The sequence below is a fragment of the Moritella sp. PE36 genome, from assembly GCF_000170855.1.
Lineage (GTDB): Bacteria > Pseudomonadota > Gammaproteobacteria > Enterobacterales > Moritellaceae > Moritella.
This window is the reverse complement of record NZ_ABCQ01000036.1, coordinates 36,180-48,920: the sequence shown is the minus strand read 5'-3', so window position 1 is coordinate 48,920 and position 12,741 is coordinate 36,180. Positions and strand designations below refer to the sequence as shown.

Genomic DNA, 12,741 nt, shown 5'->3' with positions numbered 1-12,741 from the left:
AGTATGTCGGTGGTGGTTATTGGTCTTGTTGTGATCGCGGTGGCATGTACGGAGAATACAGTTTGGCACAATCAGAAGCCAAACAGGCAATATCGTGCCACAAATAAAATATAACAAGCAAAGGCACAAACTCTAAGCCATTCATGTCCAACTATGGGTTCGGGTGATCGCTCCAAGCCTTGATATGCATTCACTTTGTGAATTCGCACTTTTTTGTGACGCCAAACTTTACCGTTTCTAGTTTGCACTTCTAGTAATTCACTACTGTCATGATAATTCGTCATCCATTTCCTAATGTGTTTTCAATATATCAATAAAACATAACATCCACTGTAATTTCAGCCATAACTAGTACCTACCTTTTTGTAAAATAAAATTAAACGAAATGCTTCGATGTATGGATATCTATCGTTAAGTCCTTCTTATACGGAATACGGTAGGGCATTGACAAATGTACTTTAATTTTGGAATAAGGTGAAACGATGAGTTTTTGGACAAAACTATTTGGTGGCGCGGTTACAGAGCCCATTGATGCACTTGGTTCTGCAGTGGATAAAATATTTACCAATGATGAAGAAAGAATGCAGGCGCAAGCGGTTCTCGATAAAATAGCGCAAAAACCGGCAATTCTCCAGGCCGAGATAAATAAGATTGAAGCGCAGCATCGTTCACTATTTGTCGCAGGTTGGCGGCCTGCAATTGGTTGGGTATGCGCTATCGGTCTTGCCTTTCCTTTTATCGTAAATCCGTTAATAGAGTGGGCTGGTGGCACTGGTCCGAAAATACCTATGGGTCAACTCATGGAATTAGTGGTGGCACTATTAGGGCTTGGCACACTGCGAACATTTGAAAAGCTGGCGGGCAGGGCAAAATAACAGGCATCATCAAGAGTAACAGTTCCAGTATAGGTACCTAAATTGACGTTGTCAGTTTGCTTTGGGCTCATTACTCTTCGTAAATTATTTTATCGATACGACAATAGGTAAAAATCTACTCTCTGGCGGTGAATATCTATTAATATTAGAAACAAAAAACGCCAGCAAATGCTGGCGTTTTAAAGATTAATGTCAATTATTACATCATGCCGATATCACGTAGGAGATGCGGCGATAAGCCTTTTAATTGAACTTCTAATGATGTTTCTTTTTTATCACTAAAGAAAATGTCTTTAGTGTGTTTAATCAGTCCTTTGATAGAAACAGCATAAGCTTTTGTATCTAAAGCTTGTGGGATCATATTGATGTGCGCTGCGTGTGCCATTTTAGCCTCTATCTGAATTTAATAATTTATGTTTTAACTGGGTGATGGATATGCTCATCTGGTGAACATATTAGCGCATTAAATAACCATGCAACAATGATAAAAAATAACATCAAGCATTAGTTTTGGTAATGCATGCAACTCTGTGTGATACCGCCTGCAGCTAAATAAATAATCATTCACTTTAATTGCATATAAATTGGTTTATTTACTCCAAAGGCAGTTAAAATAAGCACTTGTTACATACGCGTAACAATTTAAAGTTATTAAAATAGCCTTAATATAGCAATAACAAATAATACTGAGTCTTTAATATTCAAAATAGATGAATTTAATTCATTAGATTTACTATCACTTTAAATTGCGCATTACATGCGCATTTCGTTTATTTATTAGTGAATGAAAACTATTTGGTCGATTTTATTAACATATAGAAGAAATAAGTGACCTGCAGTTAAGTAAACGATAATTTAGTGACATAAAATTCAGTGGAATATTCATCATGTTTTCTATCCGCCCAATCTAGTCCGATAACAATGTGCTCAAACGAAATGCGGTAGCGCACTGACAGTAATCCCTTAATAGAGTGGCTGGTGATACAGGTCCTGAAATTCAAATGGTTCAGACCATGGAGTTAGTCGTGGCTCTACTTGGACTTGGCATACTGCGAACATTTGAAAAACTGGCGGGCAGAGCGAAATAAAATTTATCAATCACAATCATATGACCTATGATCGGGATGACTAGTCAGAAAAATGATGTAAATGACTATGCTCAATTTCATTGGGCAATATCAGTAGTAACATAGTAGCTCTCATTACAAAATTAAAGTGGTTACCATGAAAGTTGATCTAAATAGCCGTTACGGCCTAAATCCTGCACACAGTGAAGTAGTCGAGGCGTGCAAATTTATTGAGCCGTGCGATACGTTAGATATGGGGTGTTCGAATGGGCGTAATGCGTTGTTCCTTGGCCAGCTTGGATTTAACGTTACCGCCATAGATATTAATCCTGGTGCCATTGATATGCTGCAAAGCATTATTACTGAAGAGAAGCTGGATAATATTAAGGCTCAAGTGCACGACATTAACAGTGCGAGTCTTGGTGAGGGCTATGATAAGGGCTATGGCTTTATCTCCTGTACCGTAACCTTAATGTTTATCAGCCCAGCTAATGTTGATGCTGTTCTTGCCGATATGCAAAAGCGTACTCAGCCTGGCGGTTATAACCTAATTGTTTGCGCCATGAGCACTGAAGAACACCCGTGTCCGGTTCCGTTTCCTTTTACCTTAAAAGCAGGGCAGTTACGTGAGGCTTATACGGGCTGGGATCTAATTAAGTACAATGAAGATGTAGGTACTATGCACAATGGCGCGAAATTGCAGTTTGCGACCATGTTGGCGCGCAAACCGATCTTAGATTAGTTAAACTCGCTCAAAAATTGCGTTACATGCTTCTGTCAAATATTGTGCTAAAAACTTGGTTTGATTTGATGGTTGTGGCGCAACGTGAAGTAATAACTCCAGCGGCGGGACATCTGGCAACCCGTCTTCAATGCCTAAAACATGGTGTTGTGGGGTCACAAGCCTTTTGGGTAATAGTGAAACACCTAACCCTGCTTCTACGGCGCAGCCGACACCTGATAAGCTGGTTGTAATATAAGCCATTCGCCATTTTGTACCTAACATATCAAATGTATGTGCCATTTCACTGCGATACAGGCCAGTGCTAGGCAGGCCGACCAGCGGTACAGTGGTTTGCTGTAAATTATGACTGTTTTTACCATCAATCCAACACAAAGGTTCGGGCCAACTCGCCATGCCTTGTGCACGTCCTAACCTGTGCTTTATTAATGCAAGATCGAGATCATTATTCTGAAACTGTGACCACATTTCACTGCACAAACCACTTTTAACCTCAAGACGCACATTAGGAAAAGCTCTGGCGAAACGCGACAAGGTTGGCATTAACTCATGGGTTGCAAAGTCTTCCGGCACACCGAGGCGAATTGGTCTTTGCTCTGCACTGGAGGCCGTTTGTGTTATCGCATCTTCCATCATCGCTAATATACGCCTAGCGTATGTGACGATGCGCTCGCCCTCTGCAGTAACTGTGGTATAACGTTTTTTGCGGATTAATAGATCACAGCCCAATTGCGCTTCCAACTTGCGGATTTGCTGGCTAATGGTTGATTGCGTTAAATGGGTACTTTCTGCTGCACGAGTGAAACTGCCTGTATCCACTACAGCCACAAGACTACGTAACAAAATTGGGTCTAATATCTGCTGCACAATGTGACTCCATTCACTAGTGGCTTAGCCACTGATATGTATTTAATTATTTAATTTATCAATCATAACAGTTTGGTGCATAATAAGGTAAATCTTATTAATTCAGCCTTATGCGTCAAGACGACATAAGTATGGCTGTAACCCAAGGCCAGCATCTTGATGAAGGAACACAAGTGATGACAGAAATAAATAAGTACTATTCACCACAAGGCGGACTACCACCGCAAACACAGCTATTATCTGATCGTGCAGTGCTAACGGAAGCCTATGCAATCATCCCTAAGCGTGTAATGACAGATATCGTTACTAGCTTTTTACCATTTTGGGACAACATGCGCATGTGGGTTATTGCTCGCCCATTAAGTGGTTTCTCTGAAACATTTTCACAATATATTGTTGAGATTGGCCCTCAAGGTGGATCTGATAAACCAGAGATTGATCCCAATGCAGAAGGTGTTTTGTTTGTGGTTGCTGGCGAGATGGATATTACCATTGAAGGTGAACCGCACCATATGACTGAGGGCGGTTATGCTTTCCTTCCGCCGGGTTGTAACTGGACGGTTCATAATAACAATGACCAACCGGTGCGTTTCCACTGGGTACGTAAAGCCTATCAGGCGGTTGAAGGTTTAGACCTGCCAGATGCATTTGTGACTAACGAAAACGATATAGCCCCTACGTTTATGCCTGATACAAATGACGGCTGGGCAACGACGCGTTTTGTAGATAACAGCGATATGCGTCATGACATGCAAGTAAACATAGTGACTTTCCAACCAGGTACTGTTATTCCATTTGATGAAACACATGTAATGGAACATGGTTTGTATGTGTTGGAAGGTAAAGCGGTTTATCACTTAAACCAAAATTGGGTTGAAGTTGAAGCAGGTGACTTTATGTGGCTACGCGCATTTTGCCCACAAGCATGTTATGCAGGTGGCCCTGGTCCGTTCCGTTACTTGCTATATAAAGACATTAACCGTCATATGCCTTTTATTCGCCCAACGAATTAATTGTCTCAAGTAAGCGATAAAATTAAAGCCGATGCTTAAATGATAAGTGTCGGCTTTTTACTATCTGATTAATGACTTAGTCTGTCAATTCAATGCTACCTTTATGGTAAACAAACACATAAGGACATTAAAATGGATTTTGATTGGATAGAGTGGTTCGGTTATCTGGCATCGTTAGTCGTTCTTGTTTCCCTGACAATGACATCAATCATAAAGCTGAGGGTAATTAACTTTGTTGGTTGCCTTTTATTTGCTGCGTTTGCCTATTTTATTGATTCTTTACCGACCATGTTAATGAATCTGGGGATAGCCGGAATCAACGTTTACTTTTTATGGCAAATTTATTCGACAAAGGAGCAGTTTAAGCTAATTGTTGCATCGGCTAATTCTGAATATTTTGAGCATTTTATTTCAACAAATCAGAGCGAAATAGAACGGCAGACATCTGTAGATGAACTTAAAGAAGCCAATACGGTGTTTTATATGCTGAGGAATAACAGTATAGCGGGTGTATTAGTTGGGAATAATAGTGAACAAGGTGTGTTGTCTGTTGTATTGGACTATGTCACACCAGAATACCGTGATTTTAAGTTGGCGAATTATTACTATGAGTCGCACCCTGATGTACTTAAACGCAGGGGGGTCAATACACTCATGGCGAAAGCGACGACGCAGGAACACAGAGAGTATTTACTCAGAGTGGGTTTTCAGGTTGTTGATGGAACTGAGGGTGTTTATCAGAAACATCTATAAGGGATATTGTAAGTCATCTTAATGAACTAGATCACACGGTATATAAGACCCCATCACTGAGGTCTTCCATTTTCAAATTTAAACAGACATTTCTTGCCCTTTATCTGCTTTGGTAAACAAACTCTCTACTTTTTTGATCACTCTTGGGTCTGATTTTATTTTACCTGTCACGATCAGTTTTAAGTAACGATTGGCTAAGTCTCGACGCAGTTTAATTAACGGCTTAAAGTTTACTGGCAAATATTGATTATATTTAATCTGTTGCATATAAATACGATCCAGTGATTTTTGAGTATTCGCATTTTTGATTGCGCCAGTCCAATAATCAAATCTGTCTTGGTAAAATATTTCCGCCGCATCGAAAGGAAATTCTCCGCTTTGTTCTGATGCTTGATAATCTGTGAGCGTGTTAATTGCAGATATTAACTCGGGCTGCGTTAATAAGGTTTGTAGCTCAGGTACCGAATCTTTAAACAGTAACTCTCCAGGGGCAAGCAGGGTGTTAATTTGACGGTAATTATAATCTATTACAGCCGTTTGTAGCTGTTTAGCATATAAGCTGATGGCTTGCTCGGACGGAATGATTTTGTAATCCGCATCTACCTGTTTAATATCCTGCTCTAGGGTAAATAGGTCAGTACCCTCGCTGTCAGGTTTATAATTTGCCCGTAATAAACGTTGCTCAATATTAGCGACCAGGATTGATCGGGCTGATTCTCTTTGACCTTCCACATACTGTTCTATATCAGTGAGCTTCACCGAGTCAGGGTACAGCGTCATTGTTTCTGATATTAACGCTGACATGTGGTAGAAATCCGGATAACGTGAGTTTGGATCCTGCATAATGCGGTTTATTTTCGCAATATGATAATCGATCACCTCATCACGTTTTTGGCGTAAAACACCCGCTTTAATGGTCAAGGTTTCAGTATCTAAATCAGCTAATGAATTCATAAATACTTCAACACTGGAATTAACTAAACCGTCCACACTCGATATATGCGCTTGCTGCGTGATCTGCTGTTTAGTGATCACATTTTCCATATAATAAAAATAACCCACTGAACCTAACACGGTGAGTAACGGCAACACAGTTGAAAACACCGGAAACGGTTTGCGGGCTAGTTTAGCTTGCCACTGTTGGATGCTGACTGGACGTTCTGCATTTTTTAGTGCCAGTGCTGAACGCAACATGGCCCAATTCTTACTACTGAGCTTAGTTAACTTTTTGGCAGTGATCTTATCAGTAATGGCTTGATCTGCCGGCTTACGTAAATACGGGTGTTTACTTGACAGTAATTCATAAAATATACAACCGAGTGAAAACAAATCATCACTCTCTGATGGTTGCTGACCCTGCAGTAACTCGGCACTGGCATACGCCGGTGTATAACCACTTAATGCGTTATTATGTTCAACATTATCACTGGCAAACTCATCGGCATGATCCTGCAGTACGCGTGCGACACCAAAATCAAAAACCTTGATATCACCGTTACGAGTATGCATGATATTGGCAGGTTTTAAATCTGTGTGTACGATGCCATTCTTGTGCGCAAATTTAAGTGCATTAGCCACTTGAGAAATGATTTTTGCAGCACCTTTATACGTCAGACCTTTGGGTTTTGACCGTGAAATAACTTGATCAAGGGTTTCACCATCCAGCCACTCCATAATGATAAAACACAGTTTATCTTCTTTATCGACATCGTAAACACGAATGATATTGGGGTGGGAGAGCGCCATGGTTTTATGTGCTTCTCTAAACAGTAACTGCTGTGCATCTTTGTTTTTAGTATATTGTGGTTGCAGGACTTTTATCGCTACGTAAGGATCATCAACGCCCGCTTTACTTAATAGTAAGTCTTTGGCTTTATATATATCACTCATACCACCAGAACCAATATGTGCTTCTAACTCATAACGGTCTTTTAATATTCGTCCTGTAAGCGTAGCTGTATCAACTTCGTCTTTTGAACTAGTGCTCTCTAATAGCGTTTTATCTTGTACCACACTACACTCCTTGTTCTGTTTGAATAACGTAATTTATATAAAGTACTAGTTCCGTCTAGCACTTTGGTATTGAATTTTGTTTTTTAGTGAATTTAATACTTTAGTTAACTTTCATATTAATAGTTAAAATTTATTGTTTATCATCGTTGTTTACTATGCTGTTTATCAATAGTGATGTAACGGTAATGCGATTTTTACATTAATGTTTTTAAATGTTAATAACAATGTGTAACGCATTTAAGTGATTGTTATTTAACTATTTTTCATCTTATTTGTTAGCCGTCCAAATAGGTGAGAAGCACCACTAAAGAGATTTTATATAAATAACATTCCGCGACTTATATAAACACTCTTTTGTTATTGGATATTAATTAGTTTAATTTTGGTAACGTCAATCAGCATACACATTTATTTGTCGGGAATAGTATTAAATGTAGTATTAGATATCTGTTTATTTTGTAAATGTAGCGGATTCACTTGTTTGACTTGATTGCGCATATTTGGTTTTATAGTTGTATCAAATGTATTAGGTTATAAATATTAATTTGAATTTGGATATAAATAATATTTCCATGAAGCTATAAATAGGTCCAGCAGGATATTTATTTAGTGTTAACAATAGATAAGTCAAGGAATGACAAATGGGACTGTTTTTATCTGTAATTAGCTATCAACAATTATCACCAAATTTACAAGCTAACTTTACCCTTGAAGGTGCTTCAGCCGTGATTGGCCGTTCAGATGCCAATGATTGGGTGCTACCAGATGGCGATAAAATATTATCTAGCCGCCACGCTGAACTTACGTTAGTGATGGATAAATATTATATTACCGACGTATCGACCAATGGTGTGTTCATCAACGAATCTACAAAACCGCTTGGTAAAGGCAATCGACACGCGTTGACTACAGGTGAGCAGATTATACTGGGTGAGTACGTTATTGAAGTGGTTATCGAATCAGCATTATCTGACGATAACCAAACTTCTGCTCATTTAGATCCTAACCAACCAGATCCTGGCTTTTCTTCTTTTACTTCATCGGCGATGCCTCAGGCCGATCGTGAGATAAGTATGCCATCAGTGCCTAATCACAGTCTCAGTGACCCATATCTAGAGGGCAGTGAGATGGACGACAGTTTAGTACTAGAAAGTAACTTTATCCCAGATGATTGGAATTGGGACCAAGAAGGTCAGAGTCCAGACGTTCAACAAACGCCAAAAGTCCCGCAATTAGACGCCGAGAAACTACTACTGGCGAAAACAGTACAGTCAAAAATCGTCTCGGCAAAAATAGCACCGACAAAAACAGTTGCTGTTGACGCCAATAACAGTAGCGACCGCCGTCGCAATACAGACAAAGCGATTGAATCAGCTCCGGTGGCTGCGAAATCGAACAAACCAACCGTTTCAAATACTGACAACATGATGGCATTACTCAAAGGTCTAGGTATCGAAAAGTCACCAGTTGATGGGGATGAAGAATGGTGGTTTGACCTAGGTGCATCAATGCGAACCATTAATGAAGAACTTATGTCATCACTGCGCGAGCGCGCTGCATTCAAGAATAAATTTCGTGTAAACCACACCATGTTTCAAATTAAAGAAAATAACCCGTTTAAATTTTCTGCTTCTGTTGATGATTTATTTCGTAATTTATACCTACGTAGTAGCGGCAGTTTCATGTCGACGAACAAAGCCATCACCGAAGCCTTTGGGGATTTACGCCAGCATGAGCAAAGCATGCGCGCGGGTCTAGAAGGTGCCGTGGTTGGTATCTTAGATCAATTAGCGCCAGAAAATATGCAGGAAGAGCAGGGCGAAAAAGGCTTTTTTGCAAAATTTAACCGCAGTAATAAAGAGCAGAAACTGTGGCGTCACTTTATTGAAATGCATGAAGATATCCGTAACGAGATCACCGTTAACCGCGAAAGTATTCTTTCCGATGCGTTTGTTCGGGCTTATGAAAATAAGCAGAAACAGGGATAACAGATGCTGAGTAATCAACCTTCTTTATTTAAAATTCAACTTATTAATACAGGTAAATACATGAACCTATCTAATCGTAATAGAACTTGGAATCGCAACCGGAATTTTAACCTTAACTTCAATCGTTTTAACCGCATTATATTTATGTGTTTGGCATTGTTAACCGTAACTAGTATCTCAGGCTGTTCGATGATGAACTTTTTTGTTACGCCATCAACAACATTGAATTTTGTAGCGTCTAAAAATTTAAACCCGGACATGGAAACACGCCCGTCACCAGTAGTCGTGAAAGTGTTTGAGCTGGCAAGTCGTGGGCCAATTGAAACGGCCGATTTCTTTAGTTTGTATTCTGATTATGAACAGATCTTAGGGCCTGAGTTACTGAACAAAGAAGAGTTGGTATTTAATCCTGGTCAACAATTGACTTACACACGTGAGCTCAACAAAAATACCCGCTTTATTGCGGTATTAGTTGCCTATCAAGATATTGAAAACTCACGCTGGCGTGATGTCATTGCGGTAGACCCTAAATCTTATGACGACTTTAGCGTATACCTAGAAAAACTAAGCGTATTTATACGTGATTAATCATCCTTTTGTGTTAGTTGCGAAGATCCGCCCGTTTATGAGTGATAACCGTTATGAGTGATTACAGCAAAGTTGCATGGAGTGAAGGCATGTTCCTTCGTCCACAGCATTTTCAACAGCAAGACCGTTATCATAGTTATGTGCAACGACGTTTGTTACAAGCATCGGGATCGCACAAATGGGGCGTAGTAGACCTTTGCATTGATGATGATTTATTAGGGTTAGGGCGATTCGCACTGACTAACTTTGAAGGCATCTTTAATGATGGCACCCACATTAAAATGCCATCACAGGCCACATTGCCATCGCCGTTATTGATACCGCCAGGCACGATAGATTGTAATATTGTGTTAGCGCTGGCCATTGATAAAAGCACTGGACTTAACATCATCAGCAGTGACGACGACGGTGTTATTGCCCGCTATTTAAACGTGTATAAGGATGTTATTGATACATCATTAGAGAGTCTGCCAGTTGAATCCATTGCCATGGCTAAGTTAAGTGCAGAATTGAAACTGGCTAATCAAGATTTAACGGGCTACGTCACGGTACCAATCGCACGGGTGATTAATGTCAGCGATGCGGGTGATATCAAGCTGGATAAAAAGTTTATTGCCCCTTGTCTGAGTATTGGGTCGGCGAGTCACTTGGTTGATTACTTAAATGAAGTGACAGGGATGGTCGGGCAACGAGCCGAAGCCATTGCCGCACGTTTAACCAAAGGACAAGGGCAGGGGCAAGCATCGACAGTAGCTGATTACATGATGCTGCAATTTTTAAATCGCATAGAGCCTTTGTTGATGCATCACATACAGCAACGCACTCTGCATCCCGAACGCCTTTTTGAGTTGTTTATCTCGATTTCAGGTGAACTGTCAACCTTTTACAGTGAAAGCAAAAGGGCTGCCAAAATGCCGGTGTATCAACATGATCACTTGGCAGCAACGTTTGGCAGTAGCATGTCGTTGTTGACGCAAACACTGAGTGTGGTGGTCGATCATACTGCCGTAGCCTTAGTCTTAACGCAGAAGAAATTTGGCATTTATGTGGCGCAACTTGCCGACAAATCACTATTGGAAAACAGTATTTTAGTATTGGCTGTAAAAGCCAATATGGCGGTACAGGATATAACTAAAAACTTACCAGGCCAGATAAAAATTGGCCCAGTTGAAATGATCCGAGATCTGGTCAATGTTCAGCTTCCGGGGATCAGCGTAACCGCGTTACCTGTTGCCCCAAGGCAGATCCCTTATCACGCGGGTAGTTTTTATTTTCAACTCGATAGTAGCAGTGAATATTGGCATAAATTAAAAAATAGTGGTGGTATCGCTATTCATTTATCTGGTCAATTTCCAGGACTCGCAATGGAATTGTGGTCGATAAAACAATAACGATTAGGAATTATTTTGACAGTGATGATTAACATGGACCGTTTAGTAGTAAGCAGGGATAGATTAGTATGAGCGAAAAAACGATATTTAAACCCAGACCTGGAGGACGCAGTCAACCTGCTCCTGCAGTGCCTCGTTCTACGGCGAACAGTAATGGTGCGAATGGCAATGCAGTGCCAAAACCTGGTATTGCCGCGGCAGAAGAAAATACTTTATTTGTGCAGCCCCAAAATAAAGCGCTTAATCAGACGATCCTAACTATAGGTGCTAATCCACTGATTGAGCATGCCGGTTTGATATTATCCTTGATCAATCAGATTAAAGTGAATATTGAGTATGAAAAAGTCGATGTGTTACACGGACAATGTGTGAGCATGGTTGATAAATATGAACGCCAACTACATGCACTAAAATACGACAATAAACTGAGTGGTAAAACAGAAACGACGGACAACAAACTGATTGATGCGGCTAAGTTTTGTGTTTGCGCATTTATTGATGAAACCGTGATGACGATGCCTTGGGGACGCAATAGTGCATGGGCACAAAACTCATTGCAAAGTCATTTTTATCACCAAACATTTGGTGGTGAACATTTCTATACGCTGTTGGATGAGTCTGTTGCCAATATGGTCGAAATGGCTGATATCGTTGAATTACAATATCTCTGTTTATCATTAGGTTATCAAGGTAAGTATCGGGTAACGAAAAATGCCGAGCAGTTAATCGAATCGTTACGTGACAAGCTCGGACTGGCATTGAAAAATCATCACGGACGTAAAGAAAAGCGTTTATCTGATAATTTACAAGTGATCGAAGTGGGTGGTGAAAAAGCTAAATTTGAACTGCCGATTTGGGTGACAGCTTCTATCGCTGGTGCATTACTGGTGGCCAGTTTTATTGGTTTACGCTTAGAAGTGAATGAACAAGCCGATCTCGTCTATCAGCAAGTACTGGATCTTGTTGATCGTCAACCAGAAGTTTCTGCAGCCGTGAGTGCTAGTTCATTAACGTTAAAATTAGAGCAGCTATTACAAACTGAAATTATGCGTAATATTGTTGTTGTTCAAGAATTGTCAGATCGTATCCGGATCAGGATAACCAGCTCAGACCTATTTGCCAGTGGCAGCGATCAAATTAATCCGGCATATCAACCTATCATACGTAAAATAGCGCGCACGCTAGAATCCACCCAAGGGCAGATCTTAATTACCGGCCATACCGACAAACAACAAATTATCTCGAGTCGCTATCCTTCTAACTGGCACTTATCACTGGCTCGTGCCACAAGCATTGCAGATGTGTTAGCCAAAGACACCCGTTTAGGTGGCAGGTTATTACCGGAAGGTCGAGGTTCGTCTGAACCATTAGCGGTAGATCCCACGTTTAGTCACGATCAGCATGCGTTAAATCGCCGTGTTGAAATCGATATTTTGAGGTAGTA

General features: G+C 40.4%; 11 protein-coding genes. 8 read left to right on the top strand and 3 right to left on the bottom strand.

Annotation, left to right across the window (positions count from 1 at the left end; all coding sequences use genetic code 11):
• The first annotated feature begins 482 nt into the window (after positions 1-482).
• Positions 483-875: a 3TM-type holin gene (locus tag PE36_RS16895; RefSeq protein WP_006033275.1), complete on the top strand. Its 393-nt coding sequence runs from the start codon at positions 483-485 to the stop codon at positions 873-875.
• 199 nt (positions 876-1,074) lie between these two features.
• Here PE36_RS16895 and PE36_RS16890 read toward each other — a convergent pair whose 3' ends face one another.
• On the bottom strand, positions 1,075-1,260 hold the full coding sequence (locus PE36_RS16890) for a hypothetical protein (RefSeq protein ID WP_006033274.1): 186 nt from the start codon (positions 1,258-1,260) through the stop codon (positions 1,075-1,077).
• A gap of 839 nt (positions 1,261-2,099) precedes the next feature.
• Between PE36_RS16890 and tehB the strand changes: the two genes are divergently transcribed.
• Complete coding sequence (gene tehB, locus PE36_RS16885) at positions 2,100-2,684, top strand: tellurite resistance methyltransferase TehB (RefSeq protein ID WP_006033272.1); 585 nt, start codon at positions 2,100-2,102, stop codon at positions 2,682-2,684.
• Here tehB and PE36_RS16880 read toward each other — a convergent pair whose 3' ends face one another.
• Positions 2,685-3,551, bottom strand: coding sequence for a LysR substrate-binding domain-containing protein (locus PE36_RS16880; RefSeq protein WP_006033271.1), 867 nt, complete (start codon positions 3,549-3,551; stop codon positions 2,685-2,687).
• A 131-nt stretch (positions 3,552-3,682) separates the two neighbouring features.
• Here PE36_RS16880 and PE36_RS16875 point away from each other — a divergent pair, with 131 nt between their 5' ends.
• Both PE36_RS16875 and PE36_RS16870 read left to right on the top strand, forming a co-directional pair.
• Positions 3,683-4,564, top strand: a complete 882-nt coding sequence (locus PE36_RS16875) for a bifunctional allantoicase/(S)-ureidoglycine aminohydrolase (RefSeq protein ID WP_083798020.1) — start codon at positions 3,683-3,685, stop codon at positions 4,562-4,564.
• Between the two features lie 132 nt (positions 4,565-4,696).
• Positions 4,697-5,317, top strand: a complete 621-nt coding sequence (locus PE36_RS16870) for a hypothetical protein (protein ID WP_006033269.1) — start codon at positions 4,697-4,699, stop codon at positions 5,315-5,317.
• Positions 5,318-5,395: 78 nt separating this feature from the next.
• On the opposite strand, the gene PE36_RS16865 is transcribed toward PE36_RS16870, so the two are convergent.
• Positions 5,396-7,330 (bottom strand): serine/threonine-protein kinase, encoded by a 1,935-nt coding sequence (locus tag PE36_RS16865; RefSeq protein ID WP_006033268.1) that lies wholly within the window; start codon positions 7,328-7,330, stop codon positions 5,396-5,398.
• A gap of 641 nt (positions 7,331-7,971) precedes the next feature.
• On the opposite strand from PE36_RS16865, the gene tagH reads away from it, so the two are divergent.
• From tagH to tssL, 4 genes are all read left to right on the top strand, one after another.
• The gene (tagH, locus tag PE36_RS16860; protein ID WP_006033267.1) at positions 7,972-9,318 is read left to right on the top strand and encodes a type VI secretion system-associated FHA domain protein TagH; all 1,347 of its coding nucleotides are present in this window, start codon (positions 7,972-7,974) and stop codon (positions 9,316-9,318) included.
• Between the two features lie 3 nt (positions 9,319-9,321).
• The gene (gene tssJ, locus PE36_RS16855; RefSeq protein ID WP_006033266.1) at positions 9,322-9,906 is read left to right on the top strand and encodes a type VI secretion system lipoprotein TssJ; all 585 of its coding nucleotides are present in this window, start codon (positions 9,322-9,324) and stop codon (positions 9,904-9,906) included.
• 53 nt (positions 9,907-9,959) lie between these two features.
• Positions 9,960-11,297 carry a type VI secretion system baseplate subunit TssK gene (tssK, locus tag PE36_RS16850; protein WP_006033265.1) on the top strand — a complete coding sequence of 446 codons (1,338 nt, stop codon included), beginning with the start codon at positions 9,960-9,962 and terminating at the stop codon, positions 11,295-11,297.
• Between the two features lie 68 nt (positions 11,298-11,365).
• Positions 11,366-12,739, top strand: a complete 1,374-nt coding sequence (gene tssL, locus PE36_RS16845) for a type VI secretion system protein TssL, long form (RefSeq protein ID WP_006033264.1) — start codon at positions 11,366-11,368, stop codon at positions 12,737-12,739.
• Positions 12,740-12,741 lie beyond the last annotated feature (2 nt).

Excerpts from the sequence above, each read along its gene's own strand:
- tagH (WP_006033267.1), top strand. The coding sequence starts at position 7,972 with ATGGGACTGTTTTTATCTGTAATTAGCTATCAACAATTATCACCAAAT.
- tssL (WP_006033264.1), top strand. The coding sequence starts at position 11,366 with ATGAGCGAAAAAACGATATTTAAACCCAGACCTGGAGGACGCAGTCAA.
- PE36_RS16895 (WP_006033275.1), top strand. The coding sequence starts at position 483 with ATGAGTTTTTGGACAAAACTATTTGGTGGCGCGGTTACAGAGCCCATT.
- tssJ (WP_006033266.1), top strand. The coding sequence starts at position 9,322 with ATGCTGAGTAATCAACCTTCTTTATTTAAAATTCAACTTATTAATACA.
- tehB (WP_006033272.1), top strand. The coding sequence starts at position 2,100 with ATGAAAGTTGATCTAAATAGCCGTTACGGCCTAAATCCTGCACACAGT.
- tssK (WP_006033265.1), top strand. The coding sequence starts at position 9,960 with ATGAGTGATTACAGCAAAGTTGCATGGAGTGAAGGCATGTTCCTTCGT.
- PE36_RS16870 (WP_006033269.1), top strand. The coding sequence starts at position 4,697 with ATGGATTTTGATTGGATAGAGTGGTTCGGTTATCTGGCATCGTTAGTC.
- PE36_RS16890 (WP_006033274.1), bottom strand. The coding sequence starts at position 1,260 with ATGGCACACGCAGCGCACATCAATATGATCCCACAAGCTTTAGATACA.
- PE36_RS16875 (WP_083798020.1), top strand. The coding sequence starts at position 3,683 with ATGGCTGTAACCCAAGGCCAGCATCTTGATGAAGGAACACAAGTGATG.